Annotated in this window: 22 protein-coding genes, 1 tRNA gene and 1 other RNA gene; 12 read left to right on the top strand and 12 right to left on the bottom strand. The window is 58.5% G+C overall.

Annotation, left to right across the window (positions count from 1 at the left end):
• Positions 1–161 precede the first annotated feature (161 nt).
• Positions 162–1,043 (bottom strand): HEPN domain-containing protein, encoded by an 882-nt coding sequence (locus ABOA88_RS12340; RefSeq protein WP_367851188.1) that lies wholly within the window; start codon positions 1,041–1,043, stop codon positions 162–164.
• 360 nt (positions 1,044–1,403) lie between these two features.
• An RNA gene (gene ffs / locus ABOA88_RS12335) (signal recognition particle sRNA small type) lies at positions 1,404–1,499 on the bottom strand.
• A 213-nt stretch (positions 1,500–1,712) separates the two neighbouring features.
• Between ffs and ABOA88_RS12330 the strand changes: the two genes are divergently transcribed.
• Positions 1,713–2,630: an endonuclease VII domain-containing protein gene (locus ABOA88_RS12330; protein ID WP_367851187.1), complete on the top strand. Its 918-nt coding sequence runs from the start codon at positions 1,713–1,715 to the stop codon at positions 2,628–2,630.
• Positions 2,631–2,859: 229 nt separating this feature from the next.
• On the opposite strand, the gene ABOA88_RS12325 is transcribed toward ABOA88_RS12330, so the two are convergent.
• Complete coding sequence (locus tag ABOA88_RS12325; RefSeq protein ID WP_367851186.1) at positions 2,860–4,215, bottom strand: hypothetical protein; 1,356 nt, start codon at positions 4,213–4,215, stop codon at positions 2,860–2,862.
• A 717-nt stretch (positions 4,216–4,932) separates the two neighbouring features.
• Here ABOA88_RS12325 and ABOA88_RS12320 point away from each other — a divergent pair.
• The 5 genes from ABOA88_RS12320 (at position 4,933) to ABOA88_RS12300 (ending at position 8,404) form a co-directional block, all read left to right on the top strand.
• The gene (locus ABOA88_RS12320; protein ID WP_367851185.1) at positions 4,933–5,634 is read left to right on the top strand and encodes a hypothetical protein; all 702 of its coding nucleotides are present in this window, start codon (positions 4,933–4,935) and stop codon (positions 5,632–5,634) included.
• Between the two features lie 370 nt (positions 5,635–6,004).
• Positions 6,005–6,604: a recombinase family protein gene (locus ABOA88_RS12315; protein ID WP_367851184.1), complete on the top strand. Its 600-nt coding sequence runs from the start codon at positions 6,005–6,007 to the stop codon at positions 6,602–6,604.
• A 239-nt stretch (positions 6,605–6,843) separates the two neighbouring features.
• Positions 6,844–7,128, top strand: a complete 285-nt coding sequence (locus ABOA88_RS12310; protein WP_367851183.1) for a hypothetical protein — start codon at positions 6,844–6,846, stop codon at positions 7,126–7,128.
• A gap of 12 nt (positions 7,129–7,140) precedes the next feature.
• Positions 7,141–7,848 (top strand): ParB N-terminal domain-containing protein, encoded by a 708-nt coding sequence (locus ABOA88_RS12305; protein ID WP_367851182.1) that lies wholly within the window; start codon positions 7,141–7,143, stop codon positions 7,846–7,848.
• Between the two features lie 196 nt (positions 7,849–8,044).
• Positions 8,045–8,404: a hypothetical protein gene (locus ABOA88_RS12300; protein ID WP_367851181.1), complete on the top strand. Its 360-nt coding sequence runs from the start codon at positions 8,045–8,047 to the stop codon at positions 8,402–8,404.
• 81 nt (positions 8,405–8,485) lie between these two features.
• On the opposite strand, the gene ABOA88_RS12295 is transcribed toward ABOA88_RS12300, so the two are convergent.
• Complete coding sequence (locus ABOA88_RS12295; protein ID WP_367851180.1) at positions 8,486–10,204, bottom strand: DUF6538 domain-containing protein; 1,719 nt, start codon at positions 10,202–10,204, stop codon at positions 8,486–8,488.
• Positions 10,205–10,303: 99 nt separating this feature from the next.
• A tRNA-Ser gene (locus ABOA88_RS12290) sits at positions 10,304–10,393 on the bottom strand.
• Between the two features lie 289 nt (positions 10,394–10,682).
• On the opposite strand from ABOA88_RS12290, the gene ABOA88_RS12285 reads away from it, so the two are divergent.
• The 3 genes from ABOA88_RS12285 (at position 10,683) to ABOA88_RS12275 (ending at position 13,311) form a co-directional block, all read left to right on the top strand.
• Positions 10,683–11,372, top strand: a complete 690-nt coding sequence (locus tag ABOA88_RS12285) for a crotonase/enoyl-CoA hydratase family protein (protein WP_196169430.1) — start codon at positions 10,683–10,685, stop codon at positions 11,370–11,372.
• Between the two features lie 136 nt (positions 11,373–11,508).
• Positions 11,509–12,228 (top strand): lysophospholipid acyltransferase family protein, encoded by a 720-nt coding sequence (locus ABOA88_RS12280; RefSeq protein ID WP_196169431.1) that lies wholly within the window; start codon positions 11,509–11,511, stop codon positions 12,226–12,228.
• A gap of 111 nt (positions 12,229–12,339) precedes the next feature.
• On the top strand, positions 12,340–13,311 hold the full coding sequence (locus ABOA88_RS12275; protein ID WP_367851179.1) for a magnesium and cobalt transport protein CorA: 972 nt from the start codon (positions 12,340–12,342) through the stop codon (positions 13,309–13,311).
• Positions 13,312–13,499: 188 nt separating this feature from the next.
• On the opposite strand, the gene ABOA88_RS12270 is transcribed toward ABOA88_RS12275, so the two are convergent.
• Positions 13,500–14,234, bottom strand: coding sequence for an amidotransferase (locus ABOA88_RS12270; protein ID WP_367851178.1), 735 nt, complete (start codon positions 14,232–14,234; stop codon positions 13,500–13,502).
• A 529-nt stretch (positions 14,235–14,763) separates the two neighbouring features.
• Here ABOA88_RS12270 and ABOA88_RS12265 point away from each other — a divergent pair.
• The gene (locus ABOA88_RS12265) at positions 14,764–15,564 is read left to right on the top strand and encodes a cytochrome c (RefSeq protein ID WP_196169434.1); all 801 of its coding nucleotides are present in this window, start codon (positions 14,764–14,766) and stop codon (positions 15,562–15,564) included.
• Positions 15,565–15,657: 93 nt separating this feature from the next.
• Here the strand turns inward: ABOA88_RS12265 and ABOA88_RS12260 are convergent, their stop codons facing one another.
• The 4 genes from ABOA88_RS12260 to ABOA88_RS12245 form a co-directional block, all read right to left on the bottom strand.
• Positions 15,658–15,990, bottom strand: coding sequence for a ribonuclease E inhibitor RraB (locus ABOA88_RS12260; protein ID WP_196169435.1), 333 nt, complete (start codon positions 15,988–15,990; stop codon positions 15,658–15,660).
• A gap of 183 nt (positions 15,991–16,173) precedes the next feature.
• Positions 16,174–16,410 carry a hypothetical protein gene (locus tag ABOA88_RS12255; RefSeq protein WP_196169436.1) on the bottom strand — a complete coding sequence of 79 codons (237 nt, stop codon included), beginning with the start codon at positions 16,408–16,410 and terminating at the stop codon, positions 16,174–16,176.
• 155 nt (positions 16,411–16,565) lie between these two features.
• Positions 16,566–18,644: an LTA synthase family protein gene (locus ABOA88_RS12250; RefSeq protein WP_367851177.1), complete on the bottom strand. Its 2,079-nt coding sequence runs from the start codon at positions 18,642–18,644 to the stop codon at positions 16,566–16,568.
• 281 nt (positions 18,645–18,925) lie between these two features.
• Positions 18,926–19,117, bottom strand: coding sequence for a PLDc N-terminal domain-containing protein (locus ABOA88_RS12245; protein ID WP_070573200.1), 192 nt, complete (start codon positions 19,115–19,117; stop codon positions 18,926–18,928).
• A gap of 125 nt (positions 19,118–19,242) precedes the next feature.
• Between ABOA88_RS12245 and ABOA88_RS12240 the strand changes: the two genes are divergently transcribed.
• A complete protein-coding gene (locus ABOA88_RS12240) occupies positions 19,243–20,184 on the top strand; it encodes a ZIP family metal transporter (protein WP_196169438.1) in 942 nt (313 codons plus the stop codon).
• 89 nt (positions 20,185–20,273) lie between these two features.
• On the opposite strand, the gene ABOA88_RS12235 is transcribed toward ABOA88_RS12240, so the two are convergent.
• Both ABOA88_RS12235 and ABOA88_RS12230 read right to left on the bottom strand, forming a co-directional pair.
• Complete coding sequence (locus ABOA88_RS12235) at positions 20,274–20,804, bottom strand: hypothetical protein (protein ID WP_196169439.1); 531 nt, start codon at positions 20,802–20,804, stop codon at positions 20,274–20,276.
• Between the two features lie 59 nt (positions 20,805–20,863).
• Positions 20,864–21,385: an ankyrin repeat domain-containing protein gene (locus ABOA88_RS12230; RefSeq protein WP_367851176.1), complete on the bottom strand. Its 522-nt coding sequence runs from the start codon at positions 21,383–21,385 to the stop codon at positions 20,864–20,866.
• A 270-nt stretch (positions 21,386–21,655) separates the two neighbouring features.
• Between ABOA88_RS12230 and ABOA88_RS12225 the strand changes: the two genes are divergently transcribed.
• The gene (locus ABOA88_RS12225) at positions 21,656–21,928 is read left to right on the top strand and encodes a DUF3509 domain-containing protein (protein ID WP_043209779.1); all 273 of its coding nucleotides are present in this window, start codon (positions 21,656–21,658) and stop codon (positions 21,926–21,928) included.
• The last annotated feature ends 89 nt before the right edge of the window (positions 21,929–22,017 follow it).

Below are 22,017 nucleotides of genomic sequence, written 5' to 3'. Positions count from 1 at the left end.
CCACCCCCAAAGCTTCCTCCCTCATATACGCCACCATCCTCACCATCGGGTAGGTGGGCATTGGGGGCTGCGACGCTACGTCGAGTCAATGACTCAGCCTGCTCGGCTACATAGTTTCAGCGGGTTGAATCTGCAAAATGCAAGACGTTTGACCAGTAAATTCAGGACATAATCTGAAATCCTGGACGCGGCATGCCTTCGCCAGCCTCCACTTGCCCAGCTAGATTTCTTTCTGAAATTCTACGTACAGCCTCAGCCGCTACGAATTGAGCACGCATAGCCAAAGCCAGCAGCTGAACTTTAGTTAGCCCGTGCGCTGAGTAGCGACTATTCACATAGTTGGGGAAATTCTCGCATGCCTCTAACAACCGGATGTCATTGGCGTTTGGCCTAAGTTGCGAAAGCTTCTCCGCAATTCTCCGCAAATTGTGTCCGTAATTCCTAACAATAACCGCATCTACCCCCAAATGTAACAGCACACCTTTCAACGATAGCTCTGCAGCTAGGCAGCAGGTCTGGACAGCAGAATCAGTATCTAAGGTTTGAGATAGAATGCTAGCAGTTGATGCTATGGCTGACTGTGCATTTTTGAGCTGTTGAACTGCCGGAGTATCATGGAGTCGTAGGTCATCGACACCATAAGCAAAATCCCAAAGGTCGCACACACCATAGAGTGCCGCCCACCCTATGTCTGGGTAGTTTTTGAAAATACGCTCAAGTTCGGGCCTTGAAACCTCTATCATATCAAACGGCTGGATGCTGTAAGTTCCAAGTCCAACATTAACCCTGACAGGATAAAACCTATCCCTCATCGCCACTCCCGCTTTTAGAAGCGCGGGAATAGAAAAATCACCGGTAGGGTATAGTTTTCTATAATCCTCCATAAGCGGGCCCCATATACGCTCATCGAGAAAGTCCCCCTCCAGACCGTGCTGCGTCATCCACTCCGCAACAATGCGGAATGGCCGCTGATGAAGATACACATCCTCATCTATCAGCTTATCATCCATCGTACGAATAAACGCCTCATTGATTCTTTCCATATGCCCCATCCACAAGCTATTCAAAATAGGTATTCCAACTCAAAACCAGCCTCCTACTTCCATGGAAGGGGAGCGAAGCCGATGCTAGCTCATTTCCATTAGCAAAATTAAGGGCCGTCAGACACCATTATGGGCTGGAGAATCTATAACATCGCAAAATTTGGCCTGACAAGTTATGAACGCCAGAACACTTATCACCTGCTCCCTGCATCACTAAGGTGTACTACCTCTAGCGGTAACGGCGGGAGCATTGTCATCGAAGTGGTACAAAAGGGTGGCAGGGCGGTGATACAAATCGACTTGCATCGCTGATATGGAGGTCGACCACAATGGCGTTGTTTTCCATTCTCCGTGGAAGCAACCTGCCAGCCACACCCCAGCACATGATGTTACCGCTATGGCTGCTCCCTTCCGGGCCTAACCAGGTTAACGGGTAATCGTTGCGGGGGACCGATGAGGCCACCACGACGGCTCACCATGTGACGAGCCGCGCTATTGTATCGGTCTGGGGCCCCCTTCTACGGTCGTTCACTTCCCCGAACGACCAATGCAGTCATGGATGCGACAACCTAGTCAATGCGTGACTCGCCAGAACCTTAAGCCCTCCGAAAAATTGCAGAGTGAAAAATAGTGAGCTAAAAAATAATCAGGCCAAATCGAGCGCACCTCATGATAAAAACCTGTCATTACCCGCCATGCAATGAAACTTTCAGAATCGAGACACATGGCAGAGGAAATAATAGAAAATTTTGTTCCTTATCATGCCAACGACGCGAGTCAGAAGCCCGCAGAAAGCCAAGAACGGCCCCACTAACTGATAGAGTTTGCCGTGCTATTGGATGTAGCGCTATTTTCACCCCAAGGAGAAAAACAAGTAACTATTGCTCAGACACTTGCATGAATCGACAATCAGCACGAAGCAGAGCAACAGGCACCCAACTAGGACCCTATGAGATAGTTTGTTGGAGAGCAGGTTGCGGAGAAAAAATTATTACACCAGCTCACAACAGGAAATACTGCTCCACAGAATGCAAGTCACTCGAACAAAGAAAGACACGAAAAGTCGCAAACCGAGCATCTCCAGCTTCACTAGAAGCCTCTAGACAGTGCGGAATACCTTCCTGCACAAATGAGTTCAAACCCTCGTGGACTCAGTTAACTTTCTGCTCTGACGAATGCGAAATTGAAGCAAGAAGAAACCCAAGCATAATTTATGGAAAATGCTTCGGAGCCAAGGAATGCAAAGGGTGTGGAGAAAAGTTTTTACCACACGCACCACCACAAACTTACTGCACAAAGCAGTGCAAGAGCAGAAATAGGCTATACCGGGAAAAATATGACATGTCGTACTCCACGTATCTCGACATGAAAAACGCACAAGGTGGAGTCTGTAAAATATGCAAGCAAGACGGGCATATCATTTATAAAACCGCAATTGATGGATTGGTCGTAGATCACTGCCATGACACGGGAAAGATCCGAGGACTGCTGTGCAACAAATGCAATCAAGGACTCGGCCTATTCAAAGACAGCATCCAAAATCTAAGACGCGCTGCAGACTATCTAGAATCACAACCAACAGAATAGAAGACCAAAAACAGCACTTCACCTTATGAATAAATCCGCACAAACCTCTATAACAAAGCACACAAGAAAAACGAGTAATCCATTCGCCACATATGCCAATCGAAGCGACTGGCACTTAAGCCAGCAAGCGTTCAAGCCCAGCACTCATGAGCCTGAACGCATTTGTGTTAACGACCCGCACCATCCGCCTGAGGCTATAATCCTCTAGACTAAAACTAGCCAGGCAAAGCTACCACTTCACCCGCCACATGCCTCCTCCACTGCATGTACCGCAATGTTGAATTGTATCCCAGGTATTGCGGCCCTCCAGGCGCTCAACGCCCTTCTTGGCCTTTTCCGCTTTGTTACCAGGTTGCCAGCTGCTATGCCCGCAATCAGCAACTCTAGCAAGCACATCATAAGAGGGCGTATTACGAACTTTCTTGTAATACCTGACCTCACCGACTACGGGGTCACCATTTACGGCATCACCGACCTGAATGTCCGCTTCCTCTCCGTTAGCAATGGGAGGTTCCCCTTGAAACTGCGCGATAAATGATTCATACATTGCTTCAGCGTTTTCAGCGCGATTGACCGCCGACGACAGCTCGTTCTGCAGCTTGGCGTTTTCTTCTCTCAGTGTATCGGCATCACTTAGATAAGTGAGTGCAAGCTCGTACAGTTCTTTAGAATTCGCGAGCTCACCCTCAAGCTCTTTAAGTCGCCGACGAGACCACGCACTCTGAATCTCTACAGTTTCCTTGGGTGGAAGGAGGGTCATTGTTGAGACTGACATAATACGACGCCTAAGTTGGCGCCGGAATCTGGATTCAACTTCATCCGGATCACCCGACAGAAGCGCATACGGCGTCCAATTAGTTCCCGAAATCTTAGCCTTGGTGGGCCAATACAGCCGTACAGCCCCGCTATAGCATGAGTTCTTTTTCCCTAATACATCGGTTAAAGCCCACGATGATTGGTCATCCACCTCATAGACGTGCGCGAGCCCAGCTAGATCATGAGCAATTTTCTTGCTTAAACCTGACCAAATTTGGTCTCCATCGTAGTCCGAAACAACAACCAAAGGGAAAATCCTATCATCGGAAGTAATAACTCTCGCCAACTCTAATCCTTCATCCTCTCCACGACATAGCACTCTCTCCCCAGCAGGAACAAGATATTCGCCTATCCTCCACTCGGTACTGCTACGCAGTATATCCCTCACGATAGAAGGGCATCGTGCATCGATAGTAAGCGGGGAGAGGATACTTGACTTAGTAGTAGCCTTTAAAGTCGAATACACATAAATCCTTGACGCAATTGCCGCCAAAGAAATCGTGGTTGTAAATATCTGATTATCCCGCGGAGACTCTTCAAGACTCAATTTTATGAGATAGTCACCATCCAGCTCAATGATTTCTCGCCTGTAATTACCTGCAGTTTCTGAGTTTAAAGAGTAGAATACTCCATCGGACTGCTCGGGACTGGCAACACCCTTACCTTTTAACCACCTATTTATTAGCTGATTTACAGAACTTAGAGTATCTTCTTTAGCTTCACTTGAAACCACTGTGCGTTCAAGTAAGTATGTGGCGAGTGTTTGCATAAAGAGGTCCTTTTGATGTAGTTCGGGTCCATTCAAGCACGACCATCAGCGTGATGGCTCTTGGCTACTATGCCCGCATTCGCTCCTATTTCCTAGATCCAAATTGCATGGGGCTACAGGGGCCAGAGATGCGAGTCTCAAAACAGCTTTACGCTCTTATGCTCACTCGACCACCATTTTCTGATGTGGCAGTGCTGCCTGGTGTCAGTAGAGACGTGGTGCCCCAATTGACTGGCGGCTATTTCTGGATTAAAAATCTGAGCCGCCTTGTAAAGAGAAGCGTATAGACAATCCCCCTCCCCCCAGGTGATGCTTCAAACTCCCTCACTGGCAAACGCTCAATTCCATCCAAGAGACCTCAACAGACCAGGCCACCGGTGTACTTATTCGTAAGGGCATATCCCGATAAGCACAGCTCCGATACTACGGTAATGGAGCCGCATAGAATCCGCTGCCTGTTTCAACGACTCCACCGATACTGGCACCACTTAAAAGACCATAGGCAGACAAACAGGCATCGTCCCAGCCCGCCAATGTGAAAGACAACTGTCTACAGCTATGGAATGGAGTCGAACCGCCGACACTGGGAGAAACCTGTAAACCCACTTAGAACGCGCCCTCAAAGGAGGTCGTAAGGCACGAAGTGTACCCAAGACCAGGCATTGCTGGCATGGTGTAGCGCCATTGTTATCGACGTTTCAGAGCAAGGAGACGGCCATGCCCATCACGATCTCGTGCAGCGCTTCATCTAGGCACTACCTGTCCACATCCCACCTATCTGCGGCGGCACTCTTCTCCCAGCGTGCAACCGCGCTTGAGTCCGTCTTGACGCTTGGAGACCCTTCAGCGAGTGAAGGCTTCCGTGAGCACAAGGCATGTGTCGTCACCAGCACTATGCTGTCAGTCGCGTTTTTAGAGGCTGTAATCAACGAGCTATGGGCAGATTGCCGTGAGGGCTTCGACCCAGGCTGGCTCCAAGGTGTACCGAGTCATAAGGTAATGGGGGCTCTATGGGGAAACTCCCCACTCAAACGGTCCACAATGCTTGAGAAGTTTGAGCTGGCGCTTGAGTTGAATGCGAAGCCAGGTTTATCGAGGGGAGCTAGCCCCTATCAGGACGTGAAGCTGCTGGTCGAGCTTCGAAATGCGCTGATTCACTATGAGCCTGAAACCGTCTTCAACTTTGGTATTGGCGACGAGGCTCAAGGGACTGAGCACGACTTCGAGAAGAAGCTCCGGGGAAAGTTTGAGCTTAATAAGTTGACTAGTGAGGGCAACCCCTTTTACCCGGACAAGGTGCTGGGGGCGGGTTGTGCTACGTGGGCAGTAGCAAGCGCGGTTGCATTTGCAGATGCTTTCTTCGAGAAGCTCGGCATCCCCAGCATGTACGAGCATTCCCGCCCCCACTTCGGCGTTTAGTCGGGCTATTCGCGGGACAAAAATTTGAGAGCCGATAGTAAGTATGGGCACCAGCGCCGTTCCCCCCGTACCCCGCCCTTGGTCGTTGAGCCGACGGAGCATCACACCGCAAGCAGGGACGGGGGCTCGGTCGGCTGACGCCTCCAGCTATCGCGGCCACGAGCCCATTCGCAATTGCGCACTCAATGCCCTCATGGCCTAGCTCAGGCCACGGCCCACCTAGCTCATTAAGTACACCTTGTGACCCACCATGGGACGCCGGGTATGCCCACAAAGGAATGGGGGGTGCAGGGTAGCTCACAAGTGTTGACTTTATCTGAGCTACCCGATAGCTTTTTGAACCTACATTGTGGACCAGGAAGCCCCAACCATGACCGCTATCATCGCCTACACCCGCGTCAGCACCGACGGCCAGTCCATCGAGGCACAGCGCCACGCCATCGGCCACCGCTTCAACGTATCTGAGGACGGCTGGTTCACCGACGAAGCCACCAGCGGCACGACCAAGGCGATGGACCGGAAGGGGTTCGCGGCACTGTTCAGCTACGCCAGGAAGGGGGACACCGTTGTCGTCGCTGCCATCGACCGCCTGGGCCGGAACACTATCGACGTCCTGGAAACCGTGGAGGCATTGAAAGCGAAGGGTGTCACCGTGGTCTCGATGCGCGAGGGCTTCGACCTGTCCAACCCCACCGGGAAGCTGATGCTCACCCTGCTGGCCGGCGTGGCCGAACTGGAGCGGGAGAACATCAGGGCGCGGCAGATGGCGGGGATTAACAAGGCCAAGGCCGATGGTCGCAAGCTGGGCGCCCCCAAGCAGCACGACGACGCCGCCATTGCGGCCTGGAGGAGGGAGACCGGCTCCAGCATCGCCGCCACCGCCCACCACTGGAAGGTGTCCCAGGCCACTGTGAAACGGGCCTGTAGAGCTGCCATGGGCGCGGACCCGGTGGACGCTTGCCGCCCCTGAACTCCCGCCGGAATGGTATTTACAGCCAGTCATAGGACTACTCCACCAGCGGTAAGGCCACGCCCCCCCCGAAAAGCATTTAGGGCCAGTCTTAGCAAGACCCACCCGCACCGTCCCTGATTGCCTGCGACGCTGGGGGCCGTGCCCCACCCATCCATCACCGAAACGCCCCATACACCCCTGCCCGGACCTCCTGGCGGGGTATCGGCGTTTACCTCCCCAAGGAACACCTACCACCTATGCTACGCACAATCCCACCCACGCTGGTCCGTTTCCACATCCACATGCGACGTGACCACGTCCGGCACCTGGTTCAGCTCGCCAATGCCCTGGCCAGGAAGAAGCGCAGAGACGTCCGCCTGGGCGAAGCCCTGGAGCTGGTCATCAACGCGACACGCTCCTGGAGTAGCCCCGACCTACTGGACCTTGCCCCCGTCGACCACGATACCACCCACTGGCTCCAGCTCGGACCGGTCAATCGAAAGGGTGGAACAGCCCTAGTCCCCGCCAACCTGCGCCACTGACGGAGCCCTGCTATGGACACCTTACCTAACAGCACCGCCACCGACAGCAAGGTAGTCATTGCGCAGCTTTGCCGCTCACCCGCCTTTCAGATCCGCAAGAAACTATGCCCCAAGACCGTTGCCCGGTACGCCACAGCCATCAAAGCAGGCCAGCAACTACCGCCGCTCCAGGTGGCCGTGGTCGATGGAGTGCCCTGCTTGGTCGACGGCTATCATCGGGCTGCAGCCTTGGAGAGCTTGGGTCATCTAGAGGCTGACGCGTCAATCACCGAGGCCACTAGGGAAGAAGCCCAGTGGATGGCCGCTAAAGCGAACCTGACCCACGGCCTGCAATTGAAACCCAGTGAAATGAGGGAGGTCTTTCGGGTCTACGTCCGCACAGGACGTCACCGTAAGTCTCGGGGGCGCTTGAAGTCCTACCGGGACATTGGCCTGGAACTTGGTCGCCCCCACACCACGATAAGGAACTGGATGGAGAAGGACTTCCGCAAGATTTTCAACCAGTACGGTGGAAGTAGTTGTGACGCTGACGGAGGATGCCACCAACTACCGCCACCCATTCCAGCCACCACCAAGGCCGTCGTCAGTCACCTGGACAGCGCTCGTCAGGCATTCCAGGAGGCTACCTGCCCCGTTGCGAGGGAGGCCTTCAAGAACCGGCTCCGAGACCTTGCAGAAGCGGTCTTGGGGAACGACTGGCGCGACTCCACGGACTTCTGACGACACCTCCAGGCACGCTGTTCAATTTGAACAGGTGCAGGCAACAACACGACTGTCGGGCCCTTGCTGGACAGGGCCTGCAGCGTCATCAACTCGAAACCGGAATACGTACCCAATGACCCCTTACACCCCCACTTCGGCTGAAGTCCTGGGTCGCCTGCGCGCGGGCGAAACCCTGGCACAAGTGGCGCACTCCATGGCGCTCCTGCCTGACCAGATCTACAGCTACTTGACCATGCGACCGCGCCACGCTGGGCACCTACAGCCCGAACACAGGGAGCTGGAAGCGAAGACCCTCCGCCGCATCCGCAACAAGCGTATCGATACCCGGAGCACCGTCTCCTATCATGCCGGGTCGTTCCCCCTGGACGACGACAGCGACCCATACGGACAGTCACTGGGTGGAATACTCCAGGCGGACCTGGCGACAGCAGCAGAGGTGTACACCGGCTCCAGGAACCTGGGCGCTGCCCCCAATCTCGCCAGTGAATGGGAGACCCTAGAGGCGCTGGCAATCCTGTACTGCCACCCAATTCCCAGGAAGAAGAAGGCGTAACCCAGCAGGGGATGTTGAGGGTCTATCCCTCCGCCCCCCTGCGGTTTTCAGCTCAGGGCCACATTGCCTGAACCGGTAGATTCAGGCGGCGCTCTCTCGGGGCAGTAACCCAACTTCCCTGGCCAAGCTCGGGAATTTCTTCAACTCCTCAGCCATACGCTGCAAGGGGCGCACACCATACTTCGCCCCGACGTTCGTAGAAGCGTGCCCAGTAATCCAGTCGGCCACAGCCGTCTCGATATGGACCTCCCGGCAGATGGTCTTGAAGGTGTGCCGGAAGCCGTGGGACGGATCAGCCTCGGTGTCCAACTTGACGACCTTGGCAAGGTACTTGGACCACGCGACACCTACCGCATAGCCATAGCCGTTGGAGGTCTTGGCCGTCAGCTTAGGGAACACGCGCCCGGACGCTGGCACCCCTTGAACGTACTTGATGAACCCCAGCTCTAGCAGGTCGTCATGAAGCGGAATGCGCCGACGGCTGCTTGAGGTTTTTACCGTCTTGCCCTCCCCCGGCTTGAAGTCGAGGAACCAGATACCGGTATCTGGACACTGACCAACGTCACCAACCAACAGTTGGGCGACCTCCTCCCGACGCGCCCCGGTATAGAGCATCAGCAGGGGCAACCAGAAAAGAGCCTCGCCGTAGTCGGCACGCGGCGGCTGATAGGCGCCCTTGAACAATGGGCTGTTGAACATCCGGAGCAGATCGGACCGAGTGAACACTTTCTCCTCACCCGTCCGAACCTCAGCGCGCTGGGCTGCTTTGCTGATGGACTTCAAGATACCGGAGGCAGTGACAGGCTCCTCCGGCATGGCCTCAAGGCGCTGGACAGCAAAGTTGAGGACAGCCCCAAAAGCTTTAAGCTGCTTGATAAGAGTCGCAAGCGAGGCGGTAGGAAGGCCCTCAGCCTCGCCCCTGGCAATGGCCTCTGGGGCCGACAGAGCCCGAATACCGGCCCCCTTGGTAGGAATTTTCCCCAGGGCAATGCGGAAATCACCTATCAAGGCCCGTGTTATGGAGGATACCGGCAGGTCGCCGTACAGCTCTTGGAACCGGCGGATGGTGCCGCTGTAGTCATCGACGGTCCGCTGTCCATGCGGGTCCGTCTGAAGCTTGTCCTCTGCCCACTTGTCAAAAACGAATTGCAACGTCGGACCGGAGCCGGACAAAGCAGGGTTGACCGCCACCTCAACAGACAAGGGGGCATGCGGCATTACGACCGGACGCGGGGTGTAATGCCCCTTGTAAGTCAGACGGGCGTAGCAAAGGCTGGACAATTGAGCCACGGCACCATGGAAAACCTCGACCAACAGTGTGTGCAGGTCTGTACCTTCAGCCACAGGCGGGTACTGGTTGGCGTCCAGCGCCTCACGGATGTAGACGTTAACCAGAGACGCGGCAGGCCCTTCGTGCCAGGCAGCCAGGGGTGTCCAATAGCTGAATGACTCGCCCTCCTGGTCTTCGTGCCCGTCAAGGTACACGAACTCCGAGTAGTCCCCTGTAGCCTCCATTGCATCCATCTTGCCCTCCATCCAGCGCGAAGCCAGCTGCTGGGCATCGGTCAAGCTCAACTGGGCACCCTTGAGGTGAACGGCGCGAAGCATGGCGAACGCCCGCTCACACTCCACGTGGACTGGCGCGAAACGCTTAAGTGCCTCCGAGGGGTCCCGCGTTTTGAGGCTGCACTTCCAGCGCGCATTCTTCTTGAAGAACGGCGCCAGGTCGGAGGGGTAGCGGCGCTTGTATTCGTAAACGCCGCGAGAGTCTTTCGTAGGTCTAACCATTGTTAGGGCCATGCTCGGTGTATGCTCCCTGTGTACGCAAGAAGGGAGGGTTTACGGACGACCAGAAACAAAAAACCCCCGACAGCGTTAACTATCAGGGGTTTTGGTATGTGGCGGTGAAGAAGGGATTTGAACCCTTGATACGATTTCTCGTATACACACTTTCCAGGCGTGCTCCTTCGACCACTCGGACACTTCACCGGATCTCTTCAAGCAGTTCAGCCTGTCGAGGCGCGCTAATTTAGTAGAAGACTTTTCCTTTGGCAAGCATTTTTTTCAGAATTTTCATGCGCTTAAGCCAATTGGCCAAAACACCGGGCCTGCCAGGGCAATGCTGCCAATCTGGCCAGTGCTTTTACAGTCCATATTGCCCCTGCCCCGTCGCGACAAGGGGCGCGGCCCAGACGCTGACCGACCGGTCAGCCTTATCGCTTTACCTGACCGGCGCCGCTGGGTACCGTCGTCGCCACGTCACCCAAAGGACTCTGTCATGAGCGAGCTGATTACCTACCATGCCGAAGACGGCATCGCCACCCTGACCCTGAACAACGGCAAGGTCAACGCCATCTCGCCGGATCTCATCGCCGCCTTCAATGCCGCCCTGGACCGCGCCGTGCAAGAGCGCGCCGTGGTGATCATCACCGGCCAGCCGGGCATTCTCTCCGGCGGCTACGACCTCAAGGTGATGACCTGCGGCCCGAAGGAAGCCGTCGGCCTGGTCACCGCAGGCTCCACCCTCGCCCGTCGCCTGCTCAGCCACCCCTTCCCGGTGGTGGTCGCCTGCCCGGGCAACGCCGTGGCCAAGGGAGCGTTCCTGCTGTTGTCGGGCGACTACCGCATCGGTGTCGAAGGCCCCTACAAGATCTGCCTGAACGAAGTGCAGATCGGCATGACCATGCACCACGCCGGCATCGAGCTGGCCCGTGACCGTCTGCGCCGCTCGGCCTTCCATCGTGCGGTGATCAATGCCGAAGTGTTCGACCCGCATGCCGCGGTGGATGCAGGCTTTCTCGACAAGGTGGTGCCCGCTGAACAACTGCAGGAGACCGCCCTGGCTGCCGCCCGCGAGCTGAAGAAGATCAACATGCTGGCGCACAAGAACACCAAGCTCAAGGTGCGCAAAGACCTGCTCGAAACGTTGGACAACGCCATCTTGCTGGACCAGCAACAAATGGGTTGAGTCCCCGGCGCCCTTCACGATGGGAGCCCGCGCGCCAGTAGCCGCGGGCTTTCCCGCTGCGCCACACCCAAAGGTTTGCCCCGGGCAGTGCACACCCGTACACTGCGCCGCGACTGTCTGGTGTGTGAGTCGTCCCATGCTCTATATGCTCCGCATGCTCCTTCTGGCGCTGCATTTTCTGTTCGTCGGCGTGGCGGGCCTGGTCATCGGCCTGTGCCGGCCGTTCAACCCCGATAACAGCCGCCTGTTCGCCCGCCTCTACAGCCTGCCTGCCGCCTGGCTGATGCGCATCAAGGTCAAGGCCGAGGTCGGCCCGTTGTGGGACCAGCCACCGGGCTGCGTCATCGTCGCCAACCACCAGTCCAACTTCGATCTGTTCATCCTCGGCCAAGTGGTACCGCAACGCACCGTGGCCATCGGCAAGAAGAGCCTGGGCTGGATCCCACTGTTCGGCCAGCTGTTCTGGCTGGGCGGCAACGTGCTGGTGGATCGCAAGAACGCCTACCAGGCGAGAAAGGCCATGCAGGTGACCACCCGCATCCTGCGCAACGACACCTCGATCTGGATCTTCCCCGAAGGCACCCGCAACCCCGGCGAGCAATTGCTGGCCTTCAAGAAAGGCGCGTTCCACATGGCCATCGAGGCCGGTGTGCCCATCGTGCCGGTGTGCGTCAGCCGCTACTCCAAGCGCCTGGGGCTCAACAGCTGGCGCCAGCGCACGGTGATCGTGCGTTCGCTGCCGCCGATCGCCACCGCCGGCATGAGCCAGCAGGACCTGCCGACACTGATCGAGCAATGCCGCACGCAGATGCAGCAGTGCATCGACCGTATGGAAGGCGAGCTGGTGCAAAGCTGATTCGATCGGCAATGCGCTTGAGGCCCCCAGCGGCACGCGCAGGCGATGGTTGCTCTATGACGTGACTGAGCCCAAGCTGTATCGGGTGTTCAACCGAAGAAGCGGACAACCATGGGGCGAGTCGTGGCATCGGCGGTGTATAGCGCCGGCAGAAAGGTCACCAATATCAGTATCGATGAAGGCAGCGAGTGGGCGCGTAAGCCCGGGCACTTCGTCTGGATCGGCTTGGAGGAGCCCAATGCCGAAGAGTTGGCCAACCTGCAGCGCCAGTTCGGCCTGCATGAACTGGCCATCGAAGACGCCCTGGAAAAGCACAGCCGCCCCAAGCTCGAGACCTTTGGCGACGCCCTGTTCATCGTCACCTATTCGCCGGTGCGCCATGAAGGCAAGCTGGAATTCATCGAGACGCACATCTTCGCCGGCAACGGCTACATCATTACCTGCCGCAACGGCCACTCCAAATCCTATGCCCTGGTGCGCCAACGTTGCGAGGCGCGCCCGCTGCTGCTCGAGCATGGCGAAGACTTCGTACTCTACGCCCTGCTCGACTTCGTCACCGAGAACTACCAACCGGTCAGCGAGGCCATCCACGGCGAGATCGAGGAGCTGGAACAGAGCGTGCTGAGCAATTCGCTCCAAGAGGAGGACGTCCAGCGCCTGCACAGCCTGCGTCGGGACATCCTGCGCCTGCGCCGCTACGTGGCGCCCATGGTGGAGGTCAGCGAAGAGCTGCAGCGCCTGAACTTCCCCTTCATCGACAAGAACATGCGCCCGTACTTTCGCGATGTGCAGATCCACGTCACTCGGCAGATGGAAGATCTGGCCAGTATCCGCGACATCGCCAGTCAGACCATCGAGATCGGCATGCTGCTGGAGTCGTCACGCCAGAGCATCGTGCAGCGCAAGTTCGCTGCCTGGGCGGCGATCCTGGCCCTCCCCACCGCCATTGCAGGCATCTATGGGATGAACTTCCAGAATATGCCGGAGCTTGGCTGGCATTACGGGTATTTTGGGGTTCTGGGGGTGATTGGCGTGGGATGTAGCGCGCTGTACGCGAGCTTCAAGCGCTCGGGCTGGCTGTAGCGCTTTCTGAAACTGCGTTGCAGCGCAACCCGTTGCGGCGGCCGCCTCGCGGGTAAACCCGCTCCCCCAAGAGCCTGCGCAGATCAGGTGGAATCGGGTTTACCCGCGAAAGGGACGCCGCAGATGCCCCTCAGGTCCGACGCCGTTCTAATAGACGGCGCAATTCCTAAAGAGGGCCTTTACTGGGCCTAGGCCGCGTTTTCCTTGGCCTTGTCCGAGTGCCCGATGAACCTCAGCATCCACTTACCGACCAGATCGCCCTGGTGGTCTTCTTCCAGGCTGGCAATCGCCCGCTGGTAGACCTCTTCGCCCAACACCTCCTGGCGCGCGTCGAGCAAGGCGCGGGAGTAGTCATGGACGAACTCCGGATGCCCCTGGAAGCACAGCACCTGGTCGCGGATGTGGTAGGCCGCATTGGGGCAGAAATCGCTGGAGGCAATGACCGTGGCGCCCTCAGGCAGCTCGGTCACCTGGTCTTGGTGGCTGATCAGCAGGGTCAGTTCGGACACTTCCGGGTCCATCCACGGCGCGTGGGCAGCCAAGGAATAACGATGGATACCCAGGCCCCAGCCCTGATCGGCCCGGGCGGTCTTGCCGCCAAGCACCAGCGCCAGCACCTGATGGCCGAAACACACACCCAGCAGCTTCTCGCCACGCTCGTAGAGCTTGAGCAGATAGGCCTTCAGCGTCTGGATCCAGGGATCGGTGCCGAACGAATCTGCCTTGCTGCCGGTCACCAGGTACGCATCGAAGGCTTCGCCTTCGGGAGGGTACTCGCCGTTCATCACGTTGTAGACGTGAAACTGCGCTGCGATCGGCTGACGCGAGAACAGCTGCTCGAACATCCTTCCGTAGCCCTGATACTGCGCGGTCAACTCCGGTCGCAGGACATCGGTTTCCAGGATGCAGATGCGTAACGACATAGGGATAGTCCTGAACGACGTGTGTGGGATTTTTGCTGTAGAGACTGACGCGAAACCTACCTACAAGCAAGTAGGATGCACTGACGAACGGTCACTTATTTCACCGGGGCGGTTGTTCATGGCGCAGCTGTCTAGCCAGAGGATGCCAGCGTGATAGCCCTTGGCCTCATAAGTGAAAGAAATCAACGAACCAACCAATAGAACAAAGGGTTCTCAAACATGGATAACGCACACCCTACTGTTGGTTGTATATCCAGACACAAGAGGCATGCAGGACCGGCGTCACCAGGCGCCGTTGCGATCGACCCGAAGCAAGACACGGAAGCCAAGGGCTATTCAGGAATAACAACAAGAAGGCGGTCCGCCATGTTCAGACAATCGAAAGTACGCCAAGCCGGGCTCATTCTCTTCGCCACGACCTTGCTGCTCATCCTGCCGAACCTGACACGCTTGTTCGGATAAACGCAGCCGTGGCCTTTATTGGCATCGCACAGGTAATCTGCTGACCACACAGGGTTGGAGATTACCCATGCGCCATTGCCTTGCCCTATTGACCTTGCTGTTCTGCCTGCCGCTGTCGGCGGCGCAATTGCATCTGGAACTCGGTAATACCGCGCGCCAGTGGCAAAGCGAGGCATTGCTGGCCCACCCACAGGCCCAGAACATCAACATCGAGCAAGATGTCTCCTACAAGCGCCCCATGCACTACCGCGCAGTGCCTTTGAGTGCACTGCTCGAGGGGGTAGGTCCCAACGATCATCTGCAAGCCGTCGCGCTGGATGGCTTCGCCGCCGAAATGCCTGCCGCCCCCCTGCTCCAGGCTGGCCCCGCACGGGCATGGCTGGCCGTGGAAGACCCGGCCAAACCCTGGCCCGCCCTGGGTAACGGCAAGCCGAGCGCCGGGCCGTTCTACCTGGTGTGGACCGACCCTCAGGCCGGGAGCATCCGCCCAGAGCAATGGCCGTTCCAGATCACCACGATTCGCCGCCTGGCACCGGTGCAGGAGCGCTTCCCTGCCCTGCTGCCCGCCCCCTCGCTCGCCGCGAACGACCCGGTGCGCCGAGGCTTTGCCCTGTTCCAGCAGAACTGCCTGGCATGCCACCGCCTCAATGGCGCAGGCGATGCCCAGTTCGGACCGGACCTGAACGTGCCTCACAACCCCACCGAGTACTTCCAGCCGGGCTTTTTGCGCCGCTACATCCGTGATCCGCAAAGCCTGCGGCAATGGCCCCAGGCGAAGATGCCAGGGTTTGCCGAAAACGTGCTGAGCGAGCAGGAGCTCGACGAATTGATCGCCTACCTGGCGCACATGGCCAAGCGCAAGCCTTGAGGGGTTGCGCCCCCTTGTTGCGAATCTCTCCAAGCACCGTAGGAGCTGACGCAGCCTGCGATGGGCCGCGAAGCGGCCCCAGGCCCAGGGTACTCAGGCGACGGGGCGCTCCTGCTTCACGCCCCATCCCTCGACCTCGCCCCCAAGGGGCGAGACAACCTGCTCGAAGGCTTCCTCGAAGGCTCCGATCCCTCGGTAGGTGGCGTACATGATTTTGCTCAACTCCAGGTGCCATGCGCCGTCGTCCAGCTCACGCACCTGAGCATTGAGGGATTCACCACGGAACTGTCCGGCCGCACGACGGGCACCGGCCTCGTCAGGAAACACTGCATAGAACTCGATGGGATGAATTCGGGTGAAGTCGAAACCGCCAGCTTTCATCTGGCGAAGGACATTGCTGCTGATATCGTCGTTCTGGCTGCTCATGAAACGTCCTCCTACAAATGCAATGGATAGACTTTCCGTGCACAACGCACCTGCTTTGCACAATCGAGTGCCTGGCAGATCGAGCTAATGAGAGACGCGAATGGAGCCGACGCGGATCCGCAGAAAGATCCGGGCCTCGTCTGAGCGTAGTGCCTGCTGGCTCACAGCGCCAGCGCAGCGCGCTCAGGGCCTTTCTTCGATGCGGGTGATGGAGACGCCGCTCTGTTCCTTGAGCCAGCGCACCGTGGGGAAGGGACTGCGGTCCTGGAAGTCATTGAGGTCAAGTTCATCGATGACCGGGAACAAATGCGAGCGGATCAGCCGGGCGGCTTGCTCATCGCTTGGGCGTTCATCGCCGTTGTAGAGCAGTGAGCTCTGTACACCATTCTGGTCGACGAAGGTGACTTCCCACTCTTTCATTGAATTGCCCTCTCAATCAAAGAATACCGGGTGTGTGCTGCCAGTATCCTTGACCGTTGGCGAGGGCGTTCGTTCAGTTCATCCCTGGGGTGGGCAAGCCCGCCCCCACAGGTGCAGGCTTGTGCATCACCTGTGGGAGGGAGCGCGCGAGTACGTCAATCCTTAGGCACGCCGTGGACGACACCGGCGGTGTTGTCCAACAGGCTCTTGGTTGCTGTCTGGATGTAGGACTCGAGGTTCTTCAACAGCTCAGGCTGATCGGGGCTCTCGATCAGCTCGGCCTTGAACTCGCGGCCCAACTGATAGCGGTACAGGCGCGGGGTCATGTCCTTGGATTCGATCAGAAGGCGGTCACCCTTGATCAGCCCCACGATCTGCTCACTGCCAGACGGCTTGATGATGCCGACACCCGGATCACCCTCAGGCAGGTTGAGCAGGTCGCGGCCCCAGCATTGGTGACGCGTTTGACCGCCCAGGCGCCCCATGATGGTCGGCACGATGTCGACCTGGGTACCCACGGTGTGGTTGACCGAACCGAATTTCTCCTGGATACCAGGAGCAATCAGCAACAGCGGCACGTTGAAACGGCCCAGGTCCAGCTCGCTGACCTGCTGCTGGTTGCCGAAACCATGGTCGCCGACAATGACGAACAGCGTGTCCTTGAAGTACGGCTCCTTGCGCGCCTTCTCGAAGAACTGGCCAAGGGCCCAGTCGGAATAGCGCATGGCCGTGAGGTGTTCGTCCAGGCGGCCCTGGCCTGTGACCTTCTCGACCGGCAGGTCCTTGGGCAGCGCATACGGCGTGTGGTTGGAGAGGGTCTGCAGCAGCGCGTAGATCGGCTTTTTGCCGTCGTGCTTGGCCAATTCCTCGTTGCCCCGATCGAACATGTCCTGGTCGGACACACCCCAAGTCGGGTCGGAGAACACCGGATTGACGAAATCGTTACGGCCAATGAAGGTGGTCATGCCCTGGTTGCCGAAGAAACCGGACTGGTTGTCCCAGGCGAAATCACCGTTGTAGACGTAGACATCGTCGTAGTCACGAGCACTCAGCAGCGCTGGCAGGCCAGACAGCTTGTGCCCCCCTTCCGGGGTCTGCATCAGGTATTCGAAGCCAGGCAGGTTCGGGAAGCACGCCATGGTGGCGAACATGCCCTGGTGGGTGTGGGTGCCGTTGGAGAAGAAGCGGTCGAACAGCAGGCCTTCTTTGGCCAGCTTGTCGAAGTACGGCGTGATGTTGTTCGGGCTGCCCAGGGCGCCCACCGAATGACCGGCGAAGCTTTCCATGAGGATCACCACGACGTTCTTGACCGGCAGGGTACGGTCAGCGGGTGGCAGGAAGTCACGGCGCACTGCCGCTTCGTCGGCCTCGACCAGGGTGTCGTTGGGGGTCAACAGCAGGTCACGCACGGTTTGCGTGGCCACGTCCTGCTCGACGGTGGGCTTCCAGATGTTGGCACGGTCTTCACCGAAACGGCTCTTGGCAGCGTCGATGAGGGTCAAGGTGCCGTTCAGGCCAAGCTGGTTGACGAAGTTCGAATCGGTGGTGAAGGCATCCCCCCAACGCATCGGCGGGCCCTGGCGCAGAGTGCCACGGGCAGCAACGACGGCGACAAGTAGAACCACCATGAACACCGCCAGGCGGTAGTACCAAGGGGCAATCCGACGCGGCGCCAGGCTCTGGGAGGCGCCGCCACTACGGGTCAGGCGGTCGATGCCCTTGAACAGCAGGCTCAGCAACCAGGTCCCGAACAGCCAGGCCAACAGGTAGCGCACGACCGGGAAGCCGTACCACAGCATGCTCAGGACGGTCTTGGGGTCTTCCTTGATGTATTGGAACACCAGGCCGTTCAGGCGCTGGTGAAACTCGCGGTAGAAGTCCATTTCCATCAGGCCAAGGAACATCACCACGCTGGAAGCCAGGGTCAGCCACAGCCGGAAGAACCCGCGACGGGCCATCGCCCAAGGGCTGAGCAACGCCAGCAGCAGCGGAATGCTCAGGTACACCGCCACCCGCAGGTCGAAGCGCAGGCCGTTGAGGAAACCTTCGGCCACGGTGGAAGACGGGGTGTCGCCGATCATGTCGCTGTTGTAGATCAGCAGGGCCAGGCGAACCAGGCTCAGCATCAGCATGATCACCAGGCCGCTGAGCAGTGTGTAGGCCAGGTGCGATTTGAGGGTCGGCGCGAACGGAGTCGGCACGGCCCGTTGCTTCAAGGCATCCGTGTTAGCCATGAATGAGGGGATCCTAGGATTGCGGGTTTGCGGAAAGGCGAAATCGCCCTGCTACCTGAAGGGCCCGGCCATCAAAGCACGGCTATAGGGCCAACGCAGCATTGTGCGGCGCGGATTTTCGATAATCCAGTGTGAAAATTTCGTCACGAGGCGGCGTTTGCGGTGTCTAGCGGGCCCATTCGCGGCTGAACCCGCGCCCTCATGCGGCGCCAGCTCGAAACCCTGCATGAACCTGCGAGAGTGGGTTTACCCGCGTATAGGCCTGATTTGCACCAGAGCATTCAGAACTTCAAGTTGCCCCTGGGCCCGGCGATGGCCCAGATGATCAGCCCGATCACCGGCAACAGGACGATCAACAAGATCCAGAGCACCTTGATGCCCACCTCGGCGCCGCTCTTGAGCACGTGAAGAATCGCCCAGATGTCCAGGGCGAGGATGATCAGCCCGACAAGGCTGTTGAAGGTGGAACCCATGCGACTGCTCCTGACAAACGGTTTGCTGCCAAGCATAGCCGCCTATGGCGTCGATAGAATGGAATGCTTGGCCGCTGGAGCAGGTCAATGGCTAGACTGCGTTCATACATTGTCACGAGGTCCGCATGCCCCCTGCCCACGCCCCTGAAAGCCCTGCTCCCGCCTCGCTGTTCAACGCCTGGCGGCAACAAGCCGCAACCACCCCTTGGCTCAGTGCCGGCCTGGGCCTGAGCCTGCTGGTGGTGCTTGGCCTGCTCGCGGCCAGCCTGTGGAACGCGATCCATGGCGACCATGCCGACAACCTGCACTTGGCGCTGCTGGGTGGGCTGTCAGGGTTCGGCGCCACGGCCCTGGGCGCGGTGCTGGCAGTGGTGCTGCGCGATGTCAGCGCGCGCAGCCAGGATGTGATGCTCGGCTTTGCCGCCGGCATGATGCTCGCGGCCAGTTCCTTCTCGTTGATCCTCCCAGGCCTGGACGCTGCCCGGGAAATCACCGGCAATGGCCCGGCAGCGGCCTTCACCGTGGTGCTGGGAATGGGATTGGGTGTGCTGTTGATGCTTGGCCTTGATCGCTTCACCCCGCACGAACATGAAAGCACTGGCCCTTGCGGCCCAGAGGCAGAGCGCATCAACCGGGTGTGGTTGTTCGTGCTGGCGATCACCCTGCACAACCTGCCCGAAGGCATGGCCATCGGCGTGAGCTTCGCCAACGGCGACATGAACATCGGCCTGCCGCTGACCAGCGCGATTGCCATCCAGGACATCCCCGAAGGCCTGGCCGTAGCCCTGGCTCTGCGCGCGACAGGCCTGTCGAACCTCAAGGCGGCGCTGGTGGCGATTGGCTCCGGCCTGATGGAGCCGCTGGGTGCGGTGATCGGCCTGGGCATCTCTACCGGCTTCGCACTGGCCTATCCCGTGAGCATGGGCTTGGCGGCGGGGGCGATGATCTTCGTGGTGTCCCATGAAGTGATTCCCGAAACCCACCGCAACGGGCATCAGACTTCGGCAACCTTGGGCCTGATGGGCGGGTTCGCGGTGATGATGTTCCTCGATACCGCGTTGGGCTGACTTCTACCGCCTCTTGGTGGGTAAACCCACTCCCAACAGGCCCGCATCGATACCTGTGGGAGCGGGTCCACCCACGAACGAGCAGCCAATCAGACGTGAACAGCGACCTTCAACGCTTCCAACGCCGGCTCGACCTTGATCCCAACCTCAGCGCCCAGCTCCAGCACCCGGGCCAGGTCGTTCTGCCCCACCATCACCATCTGCAGCTCGTCATCGAGCAACTGGCTGAAGTTGACCAGCACATAACCGCCGGCCTCCTTGTTCAAGGCCCCCATCTGGACCTGGATGCGATTGAGCGCGGTCAGCGGCTCGGTGCGCGCCAGCTGCTTGGGCTTGAGGTTGAACGGCACGCTCTTGTCGAACGAGTCGGTGATGCGCTCGAACAGCTCTTGGTAGCTATCGGCCTGGAACAGCACGGTGTCCGGCAGGCTGCCGACCACCACCCATTCACCCAGCGGGATGGGGAAGCTGTCGTCGTAGTTGATGTCTGGGTTGGCGGCCAGGAAGGCGGCGGGGTCGGCGTAGGCCTGGGCTGCTTCGTCGGCGATGCGCTCGATATCCTGCTCGCGCATGCAGCCGGCGCCGATGAGGCTGATGAGTTCGATCAACTGGTTTTTCATGGGGGGCCCCTGCGCTGGCGAAAAAGTCGCCAAGGATAGCCGCAAATGCCCCCTGAGGGTTAGCCGGCCAGCGCCTGCAGGCGCGCGGCGGTGTCCGGTGCCCTCATGGTCTGGGCAGCGGCCAGGGCGGTGGCGCCGCGGATATCCTGGCGTGCAGGGTCGGCCCCCTGAGCCAGCAAGAACTCGAGTATCTCGCTGCGGTTGAACATCGCCGCCAGCATGAGGGCGGTACGACCGTCCTCGGCGGCGGCATCCACTGGCACGCCGTGTTCGATCAGCAGGCGGATCATGGCCAGGTCCCCCTTGAATGCAGCTCCCGCGATGGGCAGTTGAACGTTGTCGTTGGCGATCAGCGGGTCGGCGCCATGGGCCAGCAGCACACGCACCGCGTCGATGTGGCCATGGTAGCTGGCCAGCATCAGCAAGGTGTCGCCCTTGTGATTGCGCAGGTTGGCGGGTAGGCCGCTCTGCAGCAGGCGCTCGAGCATTGGCGCATCGCCGCGCCGGGCACGCTCGAAGACTTCTTCGGCAAACGCGGCCGTCTCTTCGTCAGTCATGGCGGTGGGCTGTTGATCGGACATCTGGAACCTCCTGGCAAGAAAAGAGCCCAAGTCTTTGTCAGGCACTGCCAGGCGGTCAAAGGTTCAGATTCTATCGGCTCGAAAGACAAACCTTATGACCCTTGCAAATTGCACTGTGCAAAATGCACGACCATGCGAAATGCACGGTCGCCGAAATTCAACTTCTAAACAACTCATTGAATTTAAAGGAAATTTTCAAATAGGAAAGGCTGGCACGGTCACTGCAACACTCAACTCACGTCTGCCCATACAACAGTCAGGAGTTGAGATATGGACCTCATCCAGGAAAAGTTCGCCTCGGTATTCTGCGCCTATCAAGTCGAAACCCAGCCTCGCCCGGACGGCGGTATCCAGCTGACCCTGCGGGCAGCCGATGGCAAGGTGACTCGCCGTGCATTGACCTACGCACAGTTGCACAGCGCCGAGCAGTTGTCCTGGGCGATCAGCGCCATCCGCCGCGACCTGGCCGAACAGGCCAGTGAGCTTCCAGTGATCTCGATGTTGCAGAGCCAGCAGCGTTTCGCCCTGCCGACCTATCGCTGATGCGGCGCGACTTTCGTGGGTAACCCCGCTCCCACAGGTGTTCCATCGTTCCTAAAGCGGTGGAGTGGCTGTGGGGGCGGCTTGTCCGT

It is taken from the genome of Pseudomonas sp. PKS (assembly GCF_051913525.1).
Taxonomy (GTDB): Bacteria; Pseudomonadota; Gammaproteobacteria; order Pseudomonadales; family Pseudomonadaceae; genus Aquipseudomonas; species Aquipseudomonas guariconensis_D.
Note: the sequence above shows the minus strand (reverse complement) of the source record. Positions and strands in the feature narration are given on the sequence as shown.

Coding starts and splice junctions, on each gene's coding strand:
- ABOA88_RS12300 (WP_367851181.1), top strand. CDS start 8,045: ATGGCGCTCCTGCCTGACCAGATCTACAGCTACTTGACCATGCGACCG.
- ABOA88_RS12310 (WP_367851183.1), top strand. CDS start 6,844: ATGCTACGCACAATCCCACCCACGCTGGTCCGTTTCCACATCCACATG.
- ABOA88_RS12295 (WP_367851180.1), bottom strand. CDS start 10,204: ATGGCCCTAACAATGGTTAGACCTACGAAAGACTCTCGCGGCGTTTAC.
- ABOA88_RS12285 (WP_196169430.1), top strand. CDS start 10,683: ATGAGCGAGCTGATTACCTACCATGCCGAAGACGGCATCGCCACCCTG.
- ABOA88_RS12245 (WP_070573200.1), bottom strand. CDS start 19,117: ATGGGTTCCACCTTCAACAGCCTTGTCGGGCTGATCATCCTCGCCCTG.
- ABOA88_RS12340 (WP_367851188.1), bottom strand. CDS start 1,043: ATGGAAAGAATCAATGAGGCGTTTATTCGTACGATGGATGATAAGCTG.
- ABOA88_RS12260 (WP_196169435.1), bottom strand. CDS start 15,990: ATGAGCAGCCAGAACGACGATATCAGCAGCAATGTCCTTCGCCAGATG.
- ABOA88_RS12265 (WP_196169434.1), top strand. CDS start 14,764: ATGCGCCATTGCCTTGCCCTATTGACCTTGCTGTTCTGCCTGCCGCTG.
- ABOA88_RS12240 (WP_196169438.1), top strand. CDS start 19,243: ATGCCCCCTGCCCACGCCCCTGAAAGCCCTGCTCCCGCCTCGCTGTTC.
- ABOA88_RS12235 (WP_196169439.1), bottom strand. CDS start 20,804: ATGAAAAACCAGTTGATCGAACTCATCAGCCTCATCGGCGCCGGCTGC.
- ABOA88_RS12315 (WP_367851184.1), top strand. CDS start 6,005: ATGACCGCTATCATCGCCTACACCCGCGTCAGCACCGACGGCCAGTCC.
- ABOA88_RS12270 (WP_367851178.1), bottom strand. CDS start 14,234: ATGTCGTTACGCATCTGCATCCTGGAAACCGATGTCCTGCGACCGGAG.
- ABOA88_RS12250 (WP_367851177.1), bottom strand. CDS start 18,644: ATGGCTAACACGGATGCCTTGAAGCAACGGGCCGTGCCGACTCCGTTC.
- ABOA88_RS12320 (WP_367851185.1), top strand. CDS start 4,933: ATGCCCATCACGATCTCGTGCAGCGCTTCATCTAGGCACTACCTGTCC.
- ABOA88_RS12225 (WP_043209779.1), top strand. CDS start 21,656: ATGGACCTCATCCAGGAAAAGTTCGCCTCGGTATTCTGCGCCTATCAA.
- ABOA88_RS12280 (WP_196169431.1), top strand. CDS start 11,509: ATGCTCTATATGCTCCGCATGCTCCTTCTGGCGCTGCATTTTCTGTTC.
- ABOA88_RS12275 (WP_367851179.1), top strand. CDS start 12,340: ATGGGGCGAGTCGTGGCATCGGCGGTGTATAGCGCCGGCAGAAAGGTC.
- ABOA88_RS12305 (WP_367851182.1), top strand. CDS start 7,141: ATGGACACCTTACCTAACAGCACCGCCACCGACAGCAAGGTAGTCATT.
- ABOA88_RS12255 (WP_196169436.1), bottom strand. CDS start 16,410: ATGAAAGAGTGGGAAGTCACCTTCGTCGACCAGAATGGTGTACAGAGC.
- ABOA88_RS12330 (WP_367851187.1), top strand. CDS start 1,713: ATGATAAAAACCTGTCATTACCCGCCATGCAATGAAACTTTCAGAATC.
- ABOA88_RS12325 (WP_367851186.1), bottom strand. CDS start 4,215: ATGCAAACACTCGCCACATACTTACTTGAACGCACAGTGGTTTCAAGT.
- ABOA88_RS12230 (WP_367851176.1), bottom strand. CDS start 21,385: ATGTCCGATCAACAGCCCACCGCCATGACTGACGAAGAGACGGCCGCG.